The 20,693-nt window shown below is 39.4% G+C and carries 21 protein-coding genes and 2 tRNA genes; 15 read left to right on the forward strand and 8 right to left on the reverse strand.

Annotation, left to right across the window (positions count from 1 at the left end; genetic code table 11):
* The first annotated feature begins 39 nt into the window (after positions 1–39).
* Positions 40–1,239 carry an Nramp family divalent metal transporter gene (locus tag QL229_RS18835; protein WP_135924374.1) on the forward strand — a complete coding sequence of 400 codons (1,200 nt, stop codon included), beginning with the start codon at positions 40–42 and terminating at the stop codon, positions 1,237–1,239.
* Positions 1,240–1,296: 57 nt separating this feature from the next.
* On the opposite strand, the gene QL229_RS18840 is transcribed toward QL229_RS18835, so the two are convergent.
* The 3 genes from QL229_RS18840 to QL229_RS18850 form a co-directional block, all read right to left on the reverse strand.
* A complete protein-coding gene (locus QL229_RS18840) occupies positions 1,297–2,535 on the reverse strand; it encodes an amidohydrolase family protein (RefSeq protein ID WP_135924373.1) in 1,239 nt (412 codons plus the stop codon).
* Positions 2,536–2,546: 11 nt separating this feature from the next.
* A complete protein-coding gene (locus tag QL229_RS18845; RefSeq protein WP_135924372.1) occupies positions 2,547–3,929 on the reverse strand; it encodes an amidohydrolase in 1,383 nt (460 codons plus the stop codon).
* A gap of 112 nt (positions 3,930–4,041) precedes the next feature.
* The gene (locus QL229_RS18850) at positions 4,042–4,827 is read right to left on the reverse strand and encodes a hypothetical protein (protein WP_135924371.1); all 786 of its coding nucleotides are present in this window, start codon (positions 4,825–4,827) and stop codon (positions 4,042–4,044) included.
* Between the two features lie 355 nt (positions 4,828–5,182).
* On the opposite strand from QL229_RS18850, the gene QL229_RS18855 reads away from it, so the two are divergent.
* On the forward strand, positions 5,183–5,545 hold the full coding sequence (locus QL229_RS18855; RefSeq protein ID WP_135924370.1) for a DUF3718 domain-containing protein: 363 nt from the start codon (positions 5,183–5,185) through the stop codon (positions 5,543–5,545).
* A 56-nt stretch (positions 5,546–5,601) separates the two neighbouring features.
* On the opposite strand, the gene QL229_RS18860 is transcribed toward QL229_RS18855, so the two are convergent.
* Positions 5,602–6,297 (reverse strand): DUF445 domain-containing protein, encoded by a 696-nt coding sequence (locus tag QL229_RS18860; protein WP_138556872.1) that lies wholly within the window; start codon positions 6,295–6,297, stop codon positions 5,602–5,604.
* 112 nt (positions 6,298–6,409) lie between these two features.
* On the opposite strand from QL229_RS18860, the gene QL229_RS18865 reads away from it, so the two are divergent.
* Positions 6,410–7,270 carry a fructosamine kinase family protein gene (locus QL229_RS18865; RefSeq protein ID WP_138556871.1) on the forward strand — a complete coding sequence of 287 codons (861 nt, stop codon included), beginning with the start codon at positions 6,410–6,412 and terminating at the stop codon, positions 7,268–7,270.
* 209 nt (positions 7,271–7,479) lie between these two features.
* Entirely contained in the window at positions 7,480–7,683 is a 204-nt protein-coding gene (locus tag QL229_RS18870) for a CPXCG motif-containing cysteine-rich protein (protein ID WP_135924367.1), read from the forward strand.
* On the opposite strand, the gene QL229_RS18875 is transcribed toward QL229_RS18870, so the two are convergent.
* Positions 7,680–8,321, reverse strand: a complete 642-nt coding sequence (locus QL229_RS18875; protein ID WP_135924366.1) for a riboflavin synthase subunit alpha — start codon at positions 8,319–8,321, stop codon at positions 7,680–7,682. The genes QL229_RS18870 and QL229_RS18875 overlap by 4 nt on opposite strands.
* Before the next feature lie 98 nt (positions 8,322–8,419).
* Here QL229_RS18875 and QL229_RS18880 point away from each other — a divergent pair, with 98 nt between their 5' ends.
* The 4 genes from QL229_RS18880 to QL229_RS18895 all read left to right on the forward strand — a co-directional run bounded on the left by QL229_RS18880 (position 8,420) and on the right by QL229_RS18895 (position 11,149).
* Positions 8,420–9,778, forward strand: coding sequence for an MATE family efflux transporter (locus QL229_RS18880; protein ID WP_138556870.1), 1,359 nt, complete (start codon positions 8,420–8,422; stop codon positions 9,776–9,778).
* Positions 9,753–10,772: a DUF3080 family protein gene (locus QL229_RS18885; protein ID WP_138556869.1), complete on the forward strand. Its 1,020-nt coding sequence runs from the start codon at positions 9,753–9,755 to the stop codon at positions 10,770–10,772. The genes QL229_RS18880 and QL229_RS18885 overlap by 26 nt, the downstream gene beginning before the upstream one ends.
* Before the next feature lie 113 nt (positions 10,773–10,885).
* A tRNA-Val gene (locus QL229_RS18890) sits at positions 10,886–10,962 on the forward strand.
* Positions 10,963–11,072: 110 nt separating this feature from the next.
* Positions 11,073–11,149 (forward strand) — tRNA-Val (locus QL229_RS18895).
* Between the two features lie 155 nt (positions 11,150–11,304).
* Here QL229_RS18895 and QL229_RS18900 read toward each other — a convergent pair.
* From QL229_RS18900 to fucP, 3 genes are all read right to left on the reverse strand, one after another.
* Positions 11,305–12,090, reverse strand: a complete 786-nt coding sequence (locus tag QL229_RS18900) for an IclR family transcriptional regulator C-terminal domain-containing protein (RefSeq protein WP_249930250.1) — start codon at positions 12,088–12,090, stop codon at positions 11,305–11,307.
* Positions 12,091–12,199: 109 nt separating this feature from the next.
* The gene (locus QL229_RS18905) at positions 12,200–12,553 is read right to left on the reverse strand and encodes an L-rhamnose mutarotase (RefSeq protein ID WP_138558465.1); all 354 of its coding nucleotides are present in this window, start codon (positions 12,551–12,553) and stop codon (positions 12,200–12,202) included.
* Position 12,554: 1 nt separating this feature from the next.
* Complete coding sequence (gene fucP / locus QL229_RS18910) at positions 12,555–13,970, reverse strand: L-fucose:H+ symporter permease (RefSeq protein ID WP_138558464.1); 1,416 nt, start codon at positions 13,968–13,970, stop codon at positions 12,555–12,557.
* Between the two features lie 317 nt (positions 13,971–14,287).
* Here fucP and QL229_RS18915 point away from each other — a divergent pair, with 317 nt between their 5' ends.
* From QL229_RS18915 to QL229_RS18945, 7 genes are read left to right on the forward strand one after another with little or no spacing between them, the layout of a single operon-like run.
* Positions 14,288–14,587 carry a UxaA family hydrolase gene (locus tag QL229_RS18915; RefSeq protein WP_138558463.1) on the forward strand — a complete coding sequence of 100 codons (300 nt, stop codon included), beginning with the start codon at positions 14,288–14,290 and terminating at the stop codon, positions 14,585–14,587.
* Between the two features lies 1 nt (position 14,588).
* Positions 14,589–15,773 carry a UxaA family hydrolase gene (locus tag QL229_RS18920; protein ID WP_138558462.1) on the forward strand — a complete coding sequence of 395 codons (1,185 nt, stop codon included), beginning with the start codon at positions 14,589–14,591 and terminating at the stop codon, positions 15,771–15,773.
* 20 nt (positions 15,774–15,793) lie between these two features.
* A complete protein-coding gene (locus tag QL229_RS18925; RefSeq protein ID WP_281547312.1) occupies positions 15,794–16,942 on the forward strand; it encodes an alpha-hydroxy acid oxidase in 1,149 nt (382 codons plus the stop codon).
* A 23-nt stretch (positions 16,943–16,965) separates the two neighbouring features.
* Positions 16,966–17,997 carry an aldo/keto reductase gene (locus tag QL229_RS18930; RefSeq protein WP_281547313.1) on the forward strand — a complete coding sequence of 344 codons (1,032 nt, stop codon included), beginning with the start codon at positions 16,966–16,968 and terminating at the stop codon, positions 17,995–17,997.
* An 11-nt stretch (positions 17,998–18,008) separates the two neighbouring features.
* The gene (locus QL229_RS18935) at positions 18,009–18,866 is read left to right on the forward strand and encodes an amidohydrolase family protein (protein WP_171040456.1); all 858 of its coding nucleotides are present in this window, start codon (positions 18,009–18,011) and stop codon (positions 18,864–18,866) included.
* 22 nt (positions 18,867–18,888) lie between these two features.
* The gene (locus QL229_RS18940; RefSeq protein WP_138558458.1) at positions 18,889–19,665 is read left to right on the forward strand and encodes a glucose 1-dehydrogenase; all 777 of its coding nucleotides are present in this window, start codon (positions 18,889–18,891) and stop codon (positions 19,663–19,665) included.
* 20 nt (positions 19,666–19,685) lie between these two features.
* The gene (locus QL229_RS18945) at positions 19,686–20,540 is read left to right on the forward strand and encodes a fumarylacetoacetate hydrolase family protein (protein ID WP_138558457.1); all 855 of its coding nucleotides are present in this window, start codon (positions 19,686–19,688) and stop codon (positions 20,538–20,540) included.
* Positions 20,541–20,693 lie beyond the last annotated feature (153 nt).

Here is a 20,693-nt window from a genome sequence, read left to right on the forward strand (position 1 = left end):
ACTGTTAATGCACTAAAAATAATAATAAAAGGTTTTGTCATGCGTTTAGGTCCCGGACTTCTTGTCACCGCCGCTTTTATTGGCCCAGGTACAATCACCACTGCAAGTGTTGCAGGTGCTAATTTTGGCTTTGCTCTTATTTGGACGTTATTATTCTCTGTTATAGCGACTATTTTGTTGCAATCAATGGCTGCTCGTCTTGGTGTGGCTACTGGGAAAGATTTAGCAACTGCACTTAGAACCACTATTCAAACACCGATCTTTAAAGTCCTTGCTGCGATCTTAGTGATCAGTGCGATTGGTATTGGCAGTGCAGCTTACGAGGCGGGAAATTTGACTGGTGCAAGTATGGGGTTACAAGAAATTATCCCATCAATAAACCCATTGATCTGGACACCTCTTATTGCACTATTAAGTGCTGCATTATTATACACAGGTAAACATAAAGTAATTGAAACTGCACTGATTGTTTTAGTAGTTTTAATGAGCTTGGTGTTTATCTCAACGCTGGTGATGGCGGCACCGCCTCTTGGCCAAGTTATGAAGGGTTTTATACCTAGTCTACCTGATGATTCAATTACTACGGTGCTTGCCTTGATAGGCACAACTATTGTGCCCTATAACCTGTTTTTACATTCAGGGGTACTTGCCGAAAAACACGATAGCTCACAAGACATCGATAAAGTTATTAAAGAAACGAATCTTGATACCGGTATTTCGATTACTTTAGGTGGCATAATCACATTAGCCATTTTATCAACGGCCTCAGTGGCATTTTACGGGACTGACGCAGGTAAAATATCAGCTGCTAATATGGCCGTGCAACTTGAGCCTCTGCTTGGGGGTATGGCTCATTATTTCTTTGCTATCGGTTTGTGTGCCGCAGGCCTTACAAGTGCCATCACCGCCCCACTCGCTGGTGCTTATGCGGTATGTGGTATGCTTGGCTGGTCAACACAAATGAGCGATACACGGTTTAAGCTTGTCGCTATTGTTATTTTGCTTTTTGGTGCTTTTGTCGCATCGCTAGGGCTTGATCCTGTTGCGGTGATCATCTTCGCGCAAGCTGCCAATGGTTTATTATTACCTATTGTTACTTGTTACCTTGTTTGGTTAGTGAATCAAAAATCTGTAATGAAAGAGCATACCAACTCGATGTTAGTTAATCTGGTGATTGTGCCTGTATTATTGCTGATATTCGGGCTAAGCCTCTATAAGCTTGTAAACTTGGTAATATAAACACTTTAAATACAAAAAAGGCCGCAATCGCGGCCTTTTCTCTAAGTGCTCGTGCGCTTATTTTGTATAAGCACGTGGCATCGCTGAATCAGTTGTATAACGTTCACGTAGTTTATCTTGACGCGCTTCGGTTGAAACCTCTTCACCGTTGATCCACATTTTACTGACGTGTGAATTAAGCTCAAATGGATCTGCAGACCACATTACAAGGTTGGCACGTTTACCCGTCGCAATTGCGCCTGAGTTTAAACCAAATACATCAGCAATGTTACTTGTAACAGCGCTTAGTGCACCTTGCTGGCTCATACCATAAGATACAGCATTACCCGCATCAAAGCGTAACTGGTATACATTGTGGCTAGAATCGCCCGCTACACCAATAATGACTTTTACACCGGCTTTTTCAAGCTTACCTGCGTTAGCAAGGTTTGCATGTAATGAATCAAAGCTACCCGGTAAGTTAGCCATTGAACTGATGATCACAGGTACATTAGCTTTAGCTAGCGTATCAGCCACAACAACCGCATCATCACCACCATGAATCACTAAATTAATGCCATAGCTTTGTTTTAACTTAACAAGTTCATAGATGTCTGATGCGCGCTGCACGCTTGCAATAAGAGGCATTTCGCCAGCTAGCACTGCATCTAACACTTTTTGTTCAGTCGAAGGCTCTTTTTTGTCGTCTTTTTTGTCATCCTTTTTGGCTGACTTTTGACCTTCTAACTTGTCGATAAGTGTTTTCATCGACATAGCACGGGAACCTTTGCTCTTTTCACCTAAGTGAACAACAAGTGCAACTTGCTTTTTATTTACGCTGTCAAAGCTACCAGATAAATCAACAACAGAGGCAAGACCTGCAAAGATACTTTCACCACCGTTTGGTACGATTAGATCCTGAGTAATGCCGCCTTTACGTGCATAAGGAATTAAGCTACTACGCGGGTTAAATGCAAGGCTAGGATCGAAATCAATCCCTGCTTTATCATCCCCACCATCACGCGAGCCTGCAACAGCACCCACTTCCACTAAACCTAATTGATTCATTGTGCCAATAAAACCAGCGGTTACAATTTGACCTTTTGCATCAATGGTTGTATCAGCATCAATAGATGCAGGGTTGATTGCAACAATTTTACCTTCGTCAATAACTACGCTCGCGCCTTCTAGAACGCCTTGTTCTGTTGACGTGTGCAGTGTTGCATTAACAATCGCTACAGATGCAGCACTCGCAGTTGCCGAGACCAGGCTAGCAGCAACGAGAGACAGTTTTAATGATTGAGTTAATTTTGTCATCAATGTTACTCCTATTTTTGACCTAGCATGAAATCGCTTTGTGCTTGATATTTATCATCATTACGATCATAAACTTTGGCACCATCAATAAACACTTGTTCAGCTTTCGCATAAACACTGAATGGGTTTTGATTCCAAATAACCACATCAGCTTGTTTACCCGCTTCTAGTGAACCTGTTTTGTCATCAATGCCTAGTGATTTCGCAGCGTTTGATGTGATCCACTTGATTGCATGTTGTTCAGAAATGTTATAACCAACATCATTGGCGCGGTACATAACTTTCCCTGCTTCTTGGTTTAGACGCTGAATTGTTGTGTCGGAATCTGAGTGAACCACTGCACATGAATTTTTAACTGCATCAACAATTGCTACGTTCTCTTGAACCATGTCGTAGGCTTCCATTTTAAAGCCCCACCAATCTGGCCAAAGTGCTGCACAGTTGCCATTTTCAGCTAATAGATCAGCAATCTTATAAGCTTCAACACCATGATGGAATGTACCTGAGTGATAGCCAAATTCTTTACCAAGATCGATCATCATAGCCATTTCCTCTGCCTTGTAGCAGTGGTTATGAATGAGTATCTCGCCATCAAGAACACCCGCTAAGGTATCAAGCTTGATATCACGATGCGGTACTTCGGGGTTTTTACCTGCAGCATAATCGCTCTCGTATTTTTCCCATTGACGCTTATATTCTGCTGCTTCTATCCAAGCTGTACGATAGCCGGCCATATTACCCATACGCGTTGATGGTAAAACACCTTTACTACCATAAACACGTTTTGGGTTTTCACCACATGCCATTTTTAAACCATATGGTGCATCAGGAAACTTCATCCCTTGCATCGTATGAGAAGGAATATTTTTAAGCGTTACGCCACGACCACCAATCAGGTTTGCAGAACCGGGTAGAATTTGTAAAGACGTAATGCCCCCTTCACGAGCACGATTAAAACCTGGGTCCTGTGGCCAGACAGAGTGTTCAACCCACACTTCAGCTGTAACAGGGCTTGTCATTTCGTTACCATCTTGGTGAGATGCCACCGATGGTGTTGGATATGCACCTAAATGTGAATGCACATCAATAATACCTGGTGTTACCCATTTGCCTTGTGCATCAATCGTTTTATCAGCTTGAACTGATAAATCTTTACCAACTTGCTGTACTTTGCCATCAACAAAGAAAACATCTGCATCATCTAAGCGCTCACCTGTGCCAGTTAGTACTGTTGCATTTGTGATCAATGTGCTTTGTGATGCAAGAGGCTTATAGGTGCTTGGGTATGGGTTTTTATTTATAGTTACTTTTGGATCTTGAGGGCCATTGTCTTGGCATCCCGCTAACGCGACACCAAGCGCCATGACCAATACGGATGGAGCAAATTTTTGCATTATGTTGTTTCTCCTTTTTATTATTGAACCACCTTAACCAAATGTTAATTTCAATGCGAACAAACGAGGCAAGTAGCAGTTTATTGGGACGAATTACCTGTTTTGTTTTGCTCTATTTTTTAATGTAATTGTTATATAGCTGCTCTAAAGCACCTTCGGTAGTTAAACTCGGATCTTTGTTAATAAAATGCTTCACAGTGCGAGTTACAAAGTCTGAATTTTGTTTATGCTGCTTCGCAAAACTTTTAATCAGTGAATCAGCATCGTTTGCTGCTGTTACCTTCTCGTGGCGATGGCGATATTGGCTTAAAGCACGATTAAAATCACCGTTATAATCTTCAACCACCAGCTTATAGAATTCTGTTCTGTCTACGTTCAAATCGTTAATGCAGTAATTTAGCGCGTCTTTAAAGTCATAAAAGACTTTGCCTTGCACATCAAATTCGGCACGCTTCTGACGAATAGTTACACTGGCCTCTTCTGTTGCATAACTATAACCTTGAAACGCAAGCCGCTCTGCAGCCTCTGCACCTAACTTCATACCTGCTTTAATGCTATGTACAAATTCATCACTCATATCGTGAAGCTCACTTTCATGCCACATGTGATAAATTCTCAACGCTTTAGCGTATTTTGCTGAAAGTTTCTTTTTAAGCTTTGTCACTCGCCCATCAATGGTCAGTATCCGTTCGTTATGTAGTAACGCAAAACATTCATAACATGCTGGAATAGATATAAATTCTGCGTCTTCACCTAAATCTATAATGCTTTGTAGCATATGTAGTGGTGGGCAAAAATCTCGCTCAGTGGCTTCACAACCGCAATAGAAGCATTGATTAAAATGTTTTGATTCAGATGCATAAGCTTGTTGATAATAGCCTGCTAATTTCGTGGCCACTGGTACTCCTTATACTTTAAATAGCGCGACTAAAAAATGTAGAGTTAAAACGTAAATGTAACCATTACGTAAAAACCAAACCTTTAATACTAGCCAATAAAGATTTTTTAATAATAAAAATAGAAAAATATTTCTCGAATTGTGTCAAAGTTCACACTTAAAAATATACCTTATCAAGCGGTTATTTTTTGTTGTTCACATCTACATACTTACTTACAACTTGTCGATTTTCATTAACAGCAATTACTCTCGGTTAGCGCATACTTTAACTGTGCCCAGCAAATAGGAAGTGTGCAGTATCCAAAGCGAGGTAGCACATATGACGTGTCACATGGACAAACAACTGGAGAGAAAGATGAATACGTTAACAACAGCACTCGGTACAGCATTAATTTTAGGTTCTTCATTAGTAGCAACAGAAACAAACGCCGCACAATTTGTAGCAGCAGATGACAATGTTGGTACTCAAGCGTGTATGGCAATTGCTTCGAACAAACCATTAAACGTAATAAACACAATGCGTGATTTACGCTTAAGCAAACGGGTTATGACAGAAAAGCTACAGTGTAATGAAATGAGCACTGAAAAGTTTGCTAGCACCTATGGGTTTAATAAATCAGCAAGTTATTTAAATTTTGAAACAACAACAAAAACCAGTATCCAAGATATTGCTAAAGTATCTGACGATACAGTCATTGTTATTGCTGGTTCTAAATAATTATGATGAATTATAAGTAGTAGGCCGATACCGGCCTGCTACACACCCTACCCCTATTATATTAACGCAGCGATAAGACCAAATAAGCCGCCAAACACCCCGCCCCAGATCACTAACCAACCTAAATGTTCTTTGATCATGGTTTGAATAATATCTTTTACCATAGTTGGCGTAAGTTCATTTAAACGCTCATCAACTAAACGCTCAACTGTACCATGTAATGACCCACCTAGATGAGAGTTGGCAAATAGCTTTTCATCAAGAATCGTTTTAAATTCGTCGCTCTTTGATATATCAATCACCGCCGCTTTCATTTTTTCAATGAAAGGTTCACGCATAGGCTCTAACGCATCTCGGCCACCAAACATAGACAGCATGCCACCAAATTGTGAGTTTTCAATGACCTCAATTAAAGAATCATAAGCCGGACTTAAATTAACTTCACTAATAACTGGCTCAAGATCAATATTAGGTTTCGCTAAAGCCATGACTTGATCAATTTTCTCTTCTGCAAAAAACTCGGTCATAACTAAGTTACGTATAGCAACTTTAAAAGAGGCAAATTTAAGAGTAATGACACCTGTTCCGTAAAGAAAAGGGACTTTTTCAAACAGCATATGAATTGCAAGCCAGTTTGTTACAGCCCCAGATAAGGCAAATAAACCAACCGTTAAGACAACTGTTTGATCAAATAAAAATCCGACTAATACTAAGGCAACTGCCACTAAATTAGTGATGAGACTTTTATTCATCTGAATCCTCGTAAATTAATTACTAAACTTTAATAATATTAACGCCATGGGTTTGTTAATTCACCGTCTTTTTGCCATAGTTTAATTATATGGTTAAAAGGTGAACAGAATTATGTGGAATTCGGTGAATGAGCAGATAAGCCAAGCGATGCATTTTGAGTTTAAGCATACTTTTAAACGCCAGTTACAATCACCCAATAACGATAAATACTTCCATATTGGTGATGATCTACACCACTTCTTTGTTAAGGTAGCTCACTTAAGTGATTTAGAGCGACTCGAATGTGAAGCTTTTAATTTAGAGCTGCTCACGCAAGAGAGTTTATTTATGATACCCGATTGCATCACTACAGGTTGTAACATTGAGTATTCATTCATCGTTCTAGAATGGTTAGAACTTGATAAGCAACCACATTCAAATTGGTATCAAATGGGTGAACATTTAGCCATGCTTCATCAAAAACATACTCAAGCCATGTTTGGTTTTGATAATGATAACTTTTTAGGTCCAACTGTTCAGCCCAATCGATGGCACAGAAAGTGGGATGTTTTTTTTGCAGAGGAACGAATAGGCTGGCAACTGCAATTGTTACAAGAAAAAGGCATTGAGTTAGTAAACCAAGAAATGTTCATCGCCTTTATTAAAGATGCACTGCATAGCCATGTAGTGGAACCATCTCTACTCCATGGTGATTTTTGGCGAAGAAATATGGGGTTTTATAACACCGTACCCAGTATTTTCGATCCAGCTTGTTATTATGGTGATCGGGAATGTGATATCGCAATGAGCGAATTATTTGCTCCACTGCCAGAAGCCTTTTACGAGGCATACAATGCCTTATACCCATTACAATCTGGATATGAGCAACGAAAACTCATCTATCAACTTTACCCTGTTCTTAACCATGCAAACATTTTTGCAGGACACTATCTTACTGAAGCAAAACAACAAATCGAATTACTCCTTAAATAACATTAAAATCGTTGTAAAACGAATGTCATAAACCGTTAATCGTGGCTATAGTTTACTTATAACGCGTTCAGATACAGGTGCTAGCCGCTTGTTTAGCGGTTAGTAAGTTATACCAATCTGATTAAATCTAGATTCATTTTTCATGGGTTAAGGTTTAATTCTGATTGCAATTTAACGAACTCAGGCATGCCTGATTAAGGTAAAAGCTGATGAAAGAACATTTCACACAACGTATTTCATGCCCTCATTGTGGCCACCATATACATGTTGCTCTTGATGCAAGCGACGGTGACCAGGATTACTACGAAGATTGCAGCGCATGCTGTAACCCGATCCACTTAAATATGCATATTGATTACGCACACAACAAACTAGAACTTTTCGTTGACAGCGACGACGAGCAAATTTTTTAATTTGCTCGTTTGCTATGTTCTTGTTGGGATAGGTAATTTTCTACGGTGTTTATAATGGTATAGGTTTGTTGATCAACTTCGATATTAAGCTTATCACCAACACTGTACTTATCTAAATTTGTGATTGCGAGTGTTTCTGGGATTAGGTGCAACCAAAAGCCCTGTTCATCAACTTCGCCAACGGTCAAACTTGCGCCATTAACACTAACAAAACCTTTGTAGAGTACGTATTTTTGCCAATCAGCTGCTAGTGATAAGTGCATTTTACAATTATTTTGATCATGATTAATTGCAATAATTTCTGCCATACAATGAATATGACCAGAAACAATATGCCCTCCTAATTCTGTGCCAAAGGTAACTGAACGCTCAAAATTTACTGTGTCATGCTCAGTTAATGCACCTAAATTAGTTAGTCTTAGTGTTTCATCTATTACATCAAAATCAATAAAACTGAACTCTGCTGATTGTTTTTCAAAACTCACGACTGTCAAACAACAGCCATTAATAGCAATACTCGCCCCCAAAGTTAAGTTAGCAGCATAGTCATTAGCTACCTGTAAAGTGAGTCGTAAAATTCCACCTTCGTGAATCGCTTTTTTTACAATAGCTTGGGTTTGTACAATTCCGGTAAACATAGCAACACTTCTTTTCTTCACTAAATAGATAACTGCGATTTTTATTGATCTATGAATAGATTACAATGTTTGTCTGTTTTTTTAGTTGTGTGTTTTTTATGCTTTTTTGTAGTTGGGAAGCCAAGCGCTTAATTTCTTTAGCCATCCCTGTGTTTTTGGCGCAAGTTACACTTATTTTAATGACTGTGGTTGATACAGTAATGGCAGGTCAAGTAAGCGCAACTGACTTAGCTGCTTTATCAATTGCAACTGGTATCTGGAACCCATTAATGCTTGCCCTTCAAGGAATTTTACTTGCGCTTACAGGAATTATTGCGCAATTTTCAGGTTCAAATGATAAACAAGGAATTAGTCATTATTTTCAACAAGGCTTATATTTAGCACTGATACTTAGTTTCATAGGTGTCTTAGTGGCAGGTTTTGCTGATAGCGTATTAAATCAACTGGACACCAGCGCTGCGATTACATCTCTGGCTGAGCAATATATTTACTTTGTTAAATGGGGAATGCTGGGCTTTTTGCTATTTAGCGTGTATCGCAATATTACTGAGGGTATGGGTATGACAAAGCCAGCCTTCTATATCAGTCTAATCGGTTTAGCTGTAAATGTTCCTGCAAACTATGTATTTATCCACGGTAAATTAGGGTTTGATGCCTACGGTGGTGCCGGATGCGGTATAGCCACAGCACTTGTATTTACTTCTATGGCACTAACTCAAGTCATTTACTGTCATTTCAGTAAAAAAGTGAATGCTAAAGAACTCCTCGCTAATTTTGCATTACCAAAATTCTCAACAATGTGGATCATTACCAAAGTAGGTATTCCTATCTCACTTGCTACCTTTTTTGAAGTAACCTTATTTGCTTGTATTCCTTTATTTATAGCTCATTTAGGTGCTGTCGCAGTCGCTGGCCATCAGATTGCAGCCAGTGTTACCACCTTGCTATTTATGATGCCACTAAGTCTCTCAATTGCGATAAGTATACGTATTGGCAATTTATTTGGTCAGCAGCATTTTGAGCAATTAAGAAATGCAGTAAGAACTAGCTATATTCTGGCAGCTGTAATTGCATTTATGCTAGCCAGTATTACTTTTTTTGCTCGTGATATCATCAGCCAATTGTATTCAGATAATCCTGAGGTATTAGCACTTGCCTCTTCAATTATGGTATTGGCTTGCATCTACCAATTGCCAGACGCTTTACAGGTCTCAGCTAACGGCATTTTACGCGGATTAAAGCACACAGCCCCTATTGGCTACATAACATTTGTTTCATATTGGCTGATCGGATTTGCGCTTGGATTCGTACTTGCTCGTACAGATTTAATTGTTCCAGCAATGGGCCCTCATGGCTTTTGGATAGGCATTATTGTGGGGTTAAGTGCCGCAGCAATTATGTTGATGTTCACTGTTCATAGGCGATTTAAACATGCACCATTTTTGCAAAACCAATAGCCTTCTAAACTCTATTATTGCTCTAGTGTGTGTGGCACTTATTGCCTGCACACCCTCTTCTGGTGATGTAAATCACACCTATGCGCAAAGACTAAATAACGTGCTTAAAAACGAAGGTTTTAAGCTATCTAAACCAAGTATGCTAACTGTTAAGCACTTCGCTTATGACGATGAAGACAAAGCAACGATCGGCATGCTTGAACTTGCCCAGCTACGTCAGTGTAAACTTGCAACTCTGATTGCTGAGCACAATAATCAGCTTGGCAAAACGGCAACACCCGCTAATGTTTTGAGTTATCAAATTAAGTTTATACAAAGCGCAAATAAATGCTTAGAAAGCATTGATGAACAAGATGAACTTTTTGAAAAAATAAAACTCACCGCAGCAACAAAACAAGCAAATTTAGCCAACTACTTTAAAGCTATGCTGTTCAACGAAACCGAGTTTAAACAAAGCTGGCAGCTAAGTTCGACTTATATTGATGAAAATACGTCAGGTTTTAGCGAAACCGTGAGCGCATTGGAGCAGATTGCTAAATTAAACAATCAAATTACTACCAGCAAAATAAACGATATGGAGCCCGATAAAATCATCAGCCAACTTGAAGTGTTAAACCGTTTTAAATACAACAAGCTGTTAATTTCGGCGGCTCGAGCCCAAACACATTACAATCAACAATTAACAGAGCTGCTTATGCAGTACACAAATGATGAACTCTGTCCTGCCAACAAGAATAAACAAAAAGCACAAACGCTAAGTAATGTGTTTAAAAAGTTTTATTTGGAGCAGTTACAACCTTATCAATCATTCTTGGTGGGAAGATTAGAAACCCTACAACCACTTTATCATCAAATATGGCGTGACACTGAAATGAGCCCATTAGTAGATAGCGAAAGTAATGAGGCAATTTTACGTAATCTTAAGCGCTCTGCTAAAAGCCATGTAACTTGGTGGCAAGGTTTTTATCGAGCGTGCGAAATTAGTCCGTTATGAGTAAAAAACCAGCACTTAACATAAAAATAGCTAAAGCTGCTTGATTCACACAAGCAGTCGCTATATATTAGCCTCCGTTGTTTAGCCAAGCTGACAACTTTTTAAATCAAAATACAACCGTAGCTCAGTTGGTTAGAGCACTACCTTGACATGGTAGGGGTCGGTGGTTCGAATCCACTCGGTTGTACCACGATTTAGGTATAACCAAAGGAAAGAGCACTACCACTCTTAATGGCCCGGTCCAAAGGTCGGTGGTTCGAATCCACTCGGTTGTACCACTCTTGATTTTGACACTTCTGTACGACCGTAGCTCAGTTGGTTAGAGCACTACCTTGACATGGTGGGGGTCGGTGGTTCGAATCCACTCGGTCGTACCAATTCTAAATTTACTAATTTACTAATTTACTAATTTACAATATCTCAAAGCTCAGCTAGTTAGCGCACTACCACTCTTGATCGCCCGCTCCAAAGCTCGGTGGTTCGAATCCACTCAGTCGTACCAATTCTAAATATTCTAATTTGATAATTGGGATCACTCATACCCTAATAACTTCGACAACTCTGAAGCTGTTACCTGCATATTTTCGTGGATCATTGCCATATCAGTTGTATGAGAGCCGTCAGTGAAATCAATAAATGGCACAACTAATGCCGCTGCGATTTGACCTGTGGCATCAAACACCGGATAACCAATATCATTTACTCCATGAGCTTGCGCACTAATTACACTCTCATAACCCTGACTTTTAACGCGATTGATTATATCCTCGAGTTGTTCAGAATTTGCTTGTGGGTGGTCACTTGGCACACGACTTAGCATTAAATCACGCTTTTCTCGTTCAGAAAACGCCAACAATAAATGCCCTGAACAGGTATTTACTAAGGGTGCTTCAGCGCCAAGTCTAACGCTAAAGATACGCGCCGAAGGTGAATCTTGCTGCACTACAACATGACCTTTACCTTCGTAGTAAATCACTAAATGGCAAGATTGCTCTATGGTATAAGATAATCTGTGCATCAAAGGGTTAGCTAGCGATGTTAAACGCTTAATAGGTGGAAACCGATTGGCTAGCCCAAAAAGCTTTAAGGTTAATCTATGCCTATCACTTCCCGCTGGCGTTTCAATATAGCCACGTTGCTCTAATACCGCCAACATTCTAAACAACTCGCCGACCGAACGATCGAGTCGTGCTGTGATATCTGTGATATTGAGACCGTCCACTTCACTTGACAGCAATTCAAGCAAATCCAATCCTTTTTCAAGCGCAGGAGCTGAATACACTTTTTTCCGTGATTTAGAATCCGTTTCTTTTTCCACTGATATTCACCTTAATATAACTCACTAGTTTTTGAGACTAGTTATAAAATTTCCTCAGATAACAAAAGTATACATTAGTTTCATTTATGAGAAAAAGCGCCATACCCATTTAATAAGCTGCTATTTGTTCATCCAGTGAAAAAATCCGCTCAACAAGCTTCCACTTAGCAGATTTACTGGATGACGTATCAACCTTTTGAAACTTTTCCATTAATGCTTCCCATTCTTGAACTTTACTATTTTGAGCATCGAATCTGGCTTTGTGTTCAAAACTAAAATCATCGCTGGTATCAAGTATCATAATTAATTGTGTGCCTAGCCGATGAATCGCCATGTTCGTTATACCCACTTCTTTGATTGCCGCTACAACTTCAGGCCATACATTTCCCGGGGCATGGTATTTCTCATATTCGGCTATTAAATCATCGTTGTTTTCTAGCTCTAATGTTAAGCAATATTGCATTTCATTTCTCCACTGATGTTTTATGTATATAGATAACGCGATAAGCAAAAACAGCTATCACCATAAAACTAATTAAAGGTAGTAAAAAAGAGGTTTGTACTGCACTTAGTGACTTAATCAGTGGCCCTGCATCAATCATCTGCCCCTGTAGAGGTGGCATTAGCGCTCCTCCGACAATCGCCATAACCAAGCCTGAGGATGCGATACTTGCATCGGCTTTTAAACCGCCTAAACTGATACCATAAATTGTTGGGAACATTAAAGACATACACCCCGAAACAGCAATAAGACAATACAATCCGAGCATGCCCCCAGTAAAAATGACAGCAAACGTCAAGCTCGCTGCAGCAATTGCAAAGATCATCAGCAGTAATGCGGCATTAACCCAATTAAGTAAAAACGTACAAATAAAGCGACTGGCCAGAAAAACACACATAGCAACAATGTTGTAATTCTGCGCTTCAGAAGCGGTTAAGCCTACTTCAGTCATCCCGTAATGGATAATAAAAGTCCAGCACATAATTTGTGCGCCAACATAAAAAACTTGAGCAATCACACCTTCAACATAGCGCTTATTTTTAATAAGTTTTACAAAAACCTCCTTCGCGCTATTGTCACTTTGATTTACTTTAACAGCCTGTGTATTAGGCAAGCGATAAAATAAATAGATAAAAAATAAGACAATAACAATCATCGCAATTACCACATAAGGGTCGCGTATTGTCGCCAAATCAGCTGCCTGCATCGCCATATGATTAAATGGTTCTTCTTTTGAAAAGGTATAAAGTGCTTCGGTAAGCTTTTCATCAACAACTGCGGGGAGCCAATGTGCATATTCTGGATGTTGTAACTTTTCTTCAGCTCTAAACTGTTCTATTTCAAGCTTATTTAGAATCATAGTTGAAGCAACAAACATGCCCATCAACGAACCAACAGGGTTGAATGCTTGCGCTAAATTTAACCGCTTTGTGGCTGTCCGCTCATCTCCCATCGATAAAATATAAGGATTTGCAGTTGTCTCTAAGAGTGCCAATCCACAGGTTAAAATACACAAAGAAGCCAAAAAATAATTAAATTCCATGTAATAACTGGCAGGAATAAATAGTAATGCACCCAGTGCATATAGCCCAAGTCCAAGTAGTATCCCAGATTTATACGAATAGCGCCGAATATACAATGCGGCAGGAATAGCCATCACTCCATACCCTAAGTAAAAAGCAAATTGCACAAGAGAACTCTGTGCATTTGAAATTAGAAAAATATCTTTGAACGCTTTTACCAGCGGGTTGGTAATGTCATTTGCAAAGCCCCAAAGAGGAAAAAGTGCTGCAACCAGAATAAAAGGTATCAGCATATCCGTTGCGATTAATGGTGCAGTTTCCCCTCCATCTTTTGTACCTAATTGATATGTGTTCATTGTTAATTACGCTCTTAGTTAGATGCTGTTAATACGAACTGCTTAGTACAGTTCATGTTTAAAAGATTGCACGATAAATTCATATATACAATTAAATTTCATATAAGAAAAATATTATTTTATATATATCTATAAAAAACAATTACTTATTTACTGTTTTTTTAAAGGTTTCTGTCTGTAGCAACAAATGACAGTGGCTAGAGACGAAAGAAAGATGTTGACTTGTTTAATTATTACAAATATTTTAAATATGAAAAAATAATTCATACTTAAAATAATTTGCTAGTGTACCAACAAACTTTAATTGTGAGGATTGAATGTCTGGAAATAAATTTGTGTTACTGCATGAACAAGACAACGTCATTGTTTGTTGTCAGGCTGCATACCTTGGTGAAGCGATCACCATTGCAAATGATGATCTAACGCTAAATACAGATGTCACTGTTGGTCATAAAGTTGCCTGCCGTGCAATTCAAAAAGGCGAACAAATTTTAAAATACGGTGTGCCTATCGGATCTGCCACTGACGATATTGAAAAAGGACAGCATGTGCACCTTCACAATATGAAGAGTGACTATATAGCAAGCCACACTAGGCACTCAGTTAGTGGAGATTAATATGCAGGGCTATTTAAGAAGTAATGGTAAAAAAGGTATTCGTAACACAGTGGTTGTAGCCTACTTAGTTGAATGTGCACACCATGTGGCAAGAACAATTGTTAATAAGTCAAATAACCAAGACATCCAACTTATTGGCTTTCCTGGCTGCTATCCAAACAATTATGCACTTTCTATGATGACTAAACTGTGTACCCACCCTAATGTTGGCGGTGTGTTACTCGTTTCTTTGGGATGTGAAGGGTTCAACCGTGAACACTTAAGTGAAGCTATCAGTCAGTCTGGTCGCCCCGTTAGTACGCTTGTTATTCAAAATAATGGCGGAACAAAAAACACCATTGATAAAGGGGTTCAAGAAGCTGCGGCTATGCTAGAACAAATTTCTTCATGCCCTGTTGTTGATATGACAGTTGATGAATTAGTTATTGGCACAATTTGTGGTGGTTCAGATGGCACCAGTGGTATCAGCGCAAACCCTGCTGTTGGTAAGTGTTTCGACCGTTTAATTACGCAAAATGCAACCTGCATTTTTGAAGAAACCGGCGAACTTGTGGGCTGCGAGCAAATAATGGCGCAAAGGGCCGAATCGAAAGACCTTGCAGACAAGCTTGTATCTTGTGTCATAAAAGCTGAGAAATATTACACAAAAATGGGCTATGGCAGCTTTGCTCCGGGTAATGCAGAGGGTGGCTTAACAACACAAGAAGAAAAATCAATGGGAGCTTATGCTAAGTCAGGTGGCTCGTTAATTAATGGCATTATTAAACCGGGTGAAGAGCCCCACAAAAAAGGCTTATTCTTGATGGATGTAGTCCCTGATGGAGACCCTAAATTTGGATTTCCAAACATTTCTGATAATCAAGAAATCATCGAAATGATTGCATCAGGTGCCCACATCACATTATTTACAACCGGTCGTGGCTCCGTTGTTGGTTCAGCTATTTCGCCAGTAATTAAAATCTGCGCAAACCCTGAAACATACAAAAACTTAAGTGATGACATGGATATAAATGCTGGAAGTATTATCGAAGGTCAGAAAACGGTAGAGCAAGTGGGAGATGAAATCTTTGATCTTATTGTCCGCATTGCAAGTGGTGAACAAAGTAAATCTGAACAAATGGGACATCAGGAATTTTTGTTAACTTATAAAACATTCGACAGCATAGGACCTGCTTGCTTGAATTAATGTGAGCAGAGGACATCATCATGAATAATTACTTTAATCATAAATACCCTGATATATCGGACCTCAAGAAAAAAGCCAAACAACGCATACCACGCTTTGCATTTGATTACCTTGAAGGTGGCTGTATGGAAGAGCGAAGTGTTCAGCGAAATCGAGACGAGATCAATGCTGTACAATTGCGTAGTACATTATTAAAGCCCTTTTCTGGCAGCGATCAATCCGTTGAACTATTTGGCCACACCTACTCAGCTCCTTTTGGAATTGCACCCGTTGGTTTGCAAGGCCTAATGTGGCCAAAAGCGCCTGAGATACTGGCTAAAGCTGCCGCTGAAAAAAATATCCCTTATGTATTAAGTACTGTTTCGTCATCTAGCCTTGAGCGTATTGCAGAAGTGTCTGAGGGTCATGCTTGGTTCCAATTATACAACCCAACAGATGAGAGCATTCGTAAAGATCTATTAAGTCGCATAAAAGCAGCACACTACCCTGTATTGGTTGTCACAGTTGATGTGCCAACATTTGGCTATCGCCCAAGAGATATCCGCAATGGTTTGGCGATGCCACCTAAAATGACACTCTCAAACATCATGCAAATGCTAAGTAGACCCCGTTGGTTTTACGAAACAGCGCTTGCCGGCAAGCCTGAAATGCAAACCCTAAAACCCTATATGCCTAAAGACATGCCAACTGATGAACTTGCAGCATTTATGAATAAAACGGTTATGGGCCGTGTAGATATTGAGGGACTAAAGCCTATACGAGATATGTGGCAAGGGCCATTAGTAATAAAAGGATTAATTAGTGAACAAGATGTGAAATCGGCTATAGAACTTGGCGCTGATGCTGTCGTAATTTCTAATCATGGTGGTCGACAACTTGATGCAGGTGAATCACCAGTAAAACCACTACAAACTATCGCATCTAAGTATTCAAAAGACATAAAGATATTTATGGATAGCGGTTTACGAAGCGGCACTAATATTGTGAGTGCCCTAGCAAGTGGAGCAGATTTTACTTTTCTGGGTAGACCTTTTGTATATGGCATTGGCGCATTAGGTGATAAAGGAGGCATTCATACCATTAATGCATTGATGATGCAGGTAACGCAGATAATGAACCAATTAGGCTGTGAAAAAGTAACGGACTTACCAAGCTTCCTAGTTAAATAGCTGAACAATATGGTAGGAGTATTATGAAAAACGTTTTCAACACTCGTCAACTTGGTAACACAAACCTAAATATATCAACGTTAGGTTTTGGGGCTGCGTCTATGGGTAATTTATATCAACCAGTCAGTGATGAAGAAGCTAAAAACACTTTATCATCTGCGATTGATATAGGTATTAACTATTTTGATACAGCTCCGCGTTATGGTGCAGGACTAAGTGAACGTCGAGTGGGAGATGCACTAAGAGAACTTCCAAAACAGGATTATATATTATCCACAAAAGTTGGAAGACTCATTAAACCAGACGCGAAAGCGGATGTAACGCAGCTTCGCCATGGTTTTGCTACTCCAATGCCTTTTGATGCTCAATATGGCTACAGCTACGATGGCATTATGCGCTCATTCGAGGATAGTCAGCAACGTTTAGGGCTCGCTGAAATTGATATTCTTCTGGTTCATGATCTTGGTAGAGATACTCATGGAGATAGAGATTCATTTTATTTTATGCAGTTCGAGCAAGGTGGTTATAGAGCACTTGATGAACTTAAAAGTAGCGGACAAATCAAAGCGATTGGTTTAGGTGTAAACGAGGTAGAAATTTGTAAGCGTGCCATGAATATTGGCCAGTTTGATTGTTTTTTATTAGCCGGCCGATACTCATTACTTGAACAAGAACCAGTCAACGAGTTTCTTCCTCAATGCATTGCAAATGCTACGTCGATAATTCTCGGTGGTCCTTACAACTCGGGCATATTAGCAACTGGCGTTCGCACTAACAAAACGCCCTTTTATAACTACAACCCTGCCCCTAAAGAAGTAATTTTAAAAGTAGATAAAATTGAGCAAATTTGTCTAGACCATAATGTCACTCTCGCTGCTGCTGCACTGCAATTTCCGCTTGCACACCCGGCAGTTGCATCGGTTATTCCAGGCCTTGGCAATGCAAAGCGAGTTGCAAAAACTGTACAGCTATTTAATGAAGTGATCCCTTGTGCATTTTGGCAAGATTTAAAATCTGAACAGTTACTTGCTGAAAATGCCCCAGTACCGATGTAATGAGCGTAATTATGAAATCAACATCTAGCTCAATAATAGAAAAAGTAGATAGCCATCAACACTTTTGGCAATTAAGCCGAGGAGACTATAACTGGCTAACTTCTGACTTTACTTGTATCTATAAAGATTATTTGCCTGAATTACTAGCTCCAGCATTAGAGTTATATGGCATAACGAGCACAATTGTGGTTCAAGCAGCAGATTCAATAGATGAGACATACTTCTTGCTTGAGCTAGCTAAAAAAACTGATTTCATAGCAGGTGTCGTCGGTTGGGTTGATTTTCAAGCCAACGATGTCATTTCTCATTTAGCGTCATTAAGTAAAAATCCCTATTTCAAAGGTATTCGTCCAATGTTGCAAGATATTGACGACCCTGACTGGATACTCAATGACGATTTTGCTGCTATTTTTGATTTTTTAGCAAACAACAGCCTTACATTTGATGCACTTATACTTGATATACATCTTGAGCAGATAACATCAATTGCAAAGCGCTATCCACAATTAAATATTGTAGTTAACCACCTTGCTAAACCTGACTTAACAAAACCTATGTCAACGAAATGGCAACGCCAGTTAACCTGCTTGGCAGAGTTAGAAAATGTTTCTATTAAGCTTTCAGGACTAATGACACAAGCTGCAACAGATTGTGTTGATGTTGCTATTTATCGTCAATATTTTCAGCTCATTTATCAATTGTTTGGTCCGAAAAGAATTCTTTGGGGAAGTGATTGGCCTGTTGTCAACATGAATGGCAGTTATGCTTTGTGGCATGACATTAGTCAGGCATTGATCAATGAATTGCCCAAAGCAGAACGGCAGTTGATATGGTCAGAAAATGCGCGAAATTTTTATAAGTTACTCTAATCACACCTTTTAAGGACACATTATGAATCAGCAAAGCTCAAAAAAAATTGCCTTAGTAACAGGAGGTGGTAGCGGAATAGGTCGAAGTATCTGTTTACGTTTAGCGAAACGGAATATACATATTCTTGTTGTTGATTTAAATATCGATGCTGCAAACACAGTGATGCAAGAAATAAATGAAAACGGTGGATCTGCACAAGCATTTGCAGTGGATGTAGCGAACCATCAACAAGTTGCAGAGTTGTTTGCAACTATAAAAAAACACTATGCCATTGATATTCTGATAAACAATGCAGGTATAGCCCACATTGGCAATATCGAAAATACCACAGAGTCAGACTTAGACAGACTCTATAACATCAATGTTAAAGGTGTTTATAACTGTATGCATGCAGCCATTGCAAGTATGAAAGAAAAACAGAGCGGCGTCATCATTAACCTAGCATCTGTTGCTTCATCCGTAGGAATTGCCGATAGGTTTGCCTATTCAATGACTAAAGGTGCCGTTTTAACTATGACCTACTCTGTAGCAAAGGATTATTTATCATACGGTATTCGTTGTAACTGTATTGCCCCTGGTCGTGTTCATACCCCTTTTGTTGATAACTTTTTAGCACAAAGCTACCCAGATAATCAGGCTGAGATGTTTGAAAAGCTCTCAAAAAGCCAACCTATTGGTCGCATGGGTAAACCTGAAGAAATCGCAGGACTTGTTGATTACTTATGCTCAGACGACGCTGCATTTATAACAGGCAGTAATTTCCCGATTGATGGCGGTTTCGTCACACTTAATAATTAACTGAAGTAAAGAGAATCATTATGAAACTACTCAGATATGGCCCTGAAGGCCAAGAAAAACCCGGTATTATAGATGGTGACGGTAAAATTCGTTGCTTAAGTGGCATTATTAATGATGTTAATGGAGCCGCTCTTTCAGTTGAGAGCCTAGAAAAAATAAAACGCTTAGACCTTACATCACTGCCTATTGTAGATGAGTCAGTAAGAATCGGCGCATGCGTTGCTAACGTTGGTAAGTTCATTTGCATTGGTTTGAACTACGCAGATCATGCTGCAGAATCTGGCATGGCAATCCCAAATGAGCCTGAAGTATTCAGTAAAGCCACCAGCGCCATCAGTGGACCTAACGATAATATTATCAAACCTAAAAACAGCGAAAAATTAGACTGGGAAGTTGAACTTGCCATCGTCATTGGTAAGCACGCCTCCTATGTCAATGTTGAAAATGCCAATGACTACATAGCTGGTTATTGTGTTTGTAATGATGTATCTGAGCGTAACTTTCAACTAGAGCGTGGCTGCCAATGGGATAAGGGTAAAGGCTGTGACACATTTGGTCCACTTGGTCCTTGGCTAGTAACCAAAGATGAGATTGCTGATCCACTTAATTTAGATATGTGGTTAAAAGTAAACGATACCCAATTCCAAAATGGTAATACTAAAACCATGGTATTTGATCCTGCGTTTATTGTTAGCTATCTCAGCCAATTTATGAGCCTACAACCAGGCGATGTTATCTCTACAGGCACTCCACCGGGAGTTGGTTTAGGGCAAACTCCGCCAATTTATTTGAACGATGGTGATGTTGTAACCCTAGGCATTGAAGGCTTAGGTGTACAACAGCAACGGGTCGTTGATTATAAGAAATTACACTAAGTAATAAATCCCAAATTACATTTGATCAGGACCAAAATCCGATAGAGCGACAGCATATCGGATTTTTATTTAATACCATATATGGACTATCTCCGATTGCAAGACAGTAATTGATAGAATTTCAAAGTTCATTGCTGCCATATATTCGGCTTT

The sequence above is a fragment of the Pseudoalteromonas sp. PAR1 genome, assembly GCF_947311895.1.
GTDB classification, from domain to species: domain Bacteria; phylum Pseudomonadota; class Gammaproteobacteria; order Enterobacterales; family Alteromonadaceae; genus Pseudoalteromonas; species Pseudoalteromonas lipolytica_C.

Coding starts and splice junctions, on each gene's coding strand:
- QL229_RS18880 (WP_138556870.1), top strand. CDS start 8,420: ATGCTTTTTTGTAGTTGGGAAGCCAAGCGCTTAATTTCTTTAGCCATC.
- QL229_RS18855 (WP_135924370.1), top strand. CDS start 5,183: ATGAATACGTTAACAACAGCACTCGGTACAGCATTAATTTTAGGTTCT.
- QL229_RS18885 (WP_138556869.1), top strand. CDS start 9,753: ATGCACCATTTTTGCAAAACCAATAGCCTTCTAAACTCTATTATTGCT.
- QL229_RS18840 (WP_135924373.1), bottom strand. CDS start 2,535: ATGACAAAATTAACTCAATCATTAAAACTGTCTCTCGTTGCTGCTAGC.
- QL229_RS18920 (WP_138558462.1), top strand. CDS start 14,589: ATGCAGGGCTATTTAAGAAGTAATGGTAAAAAAGGTATTCGTAACACA.
- QL229_RS18940 (WP_138558458.1), top strand. CDS start 18,889: ATGAATCAGCAAAGCTCAAAAAAAATTGCCTTAGTAACAGGAGGTGGT.
- QL229_RS18945 (WP_138558457.1), top strand. CDS start 19,686: ATGAAACTACTCAGATATGGCCCTGAAGGCCAAGAAAAACCCGGTATT.
- QL229_RS18930 (WP_281547313.1), top strand. CDS start 16,966: ATGAAAAACGTTTTCAACACTCGTCAACTTGGTAACACAAACCTAAAT.
- QL229_RS18875 (WP_135924366.1), bottom strand. CDS start 8,321: ATGTTTACCGGAATTGTACAAACCCAAGCTATTGTAAAAAAAGCGATT.
- QL229_RS18845 (WP_135924372.1), bottom strand. CDS start 3,929: ATGCAAAAATTTGCTCCATCCGTATTGGTCATGGCGCTTGGTGTCGCG.
- QL229_RS18835 (WP_135924374.1), top strand. CDS start 40: ATGCGTTTAGGTCCCGGACTTCTTGTCACCGCCGCTTTTATTGGCCCA.
- QL229_RS18905 (WP_138558465.1), bottom strand. CDS start 12,553: ATGCAATATTGCTTAACATTAGAGCTAGAAAACAACGATGATTTAATA.
- QL229_RS18915 (WP_138558463.1), top strand. CDS start 14,288: ATGTCTGGAAATAAATTTGTGTTACTGCATGAACAAGACAACGTCATT.
- QL229_RS18935 (WP_171040456.1), top strand. CDS start 18,009: ATGAAATCAACATCTAGCTCAATAATAGAAAAAGTAGATAGCCATCAA.
- QL229_RS18860 (WP_138556872.1), bottom strand. CDS start 6,297: ATGAATAAAAGTCTCATCACTAATTTAGTGGCAGTTGCCTTAGTATTA.
- QL229_RS18925 (WP_281547312.1), top strand. CDS start 15,794: ATGAATAATTACTTTAATCATAAATACCCTGATATATCGGACCTCAAG.
- QL229_RS18865 (WP_138556871.1), top strand. CDS start 6,410: ATGTGGAATTCGGTGAATGAGCAGATAAGCCAAGCGATGCATTTTGAG.
- fucP (WP_138558464.1), bottom strand. CDS start 13,970: ATGAACACATATCAATTAGGTACAAAAGATGGAGGGGAAACTGCACCA.
- QL229_RS18870 (WP_135924367.1), top strand. CDS start 7,480: ATGAAAGAACATTTCACACAACGTATTTCATGCCCTCATTGTGGCCAC.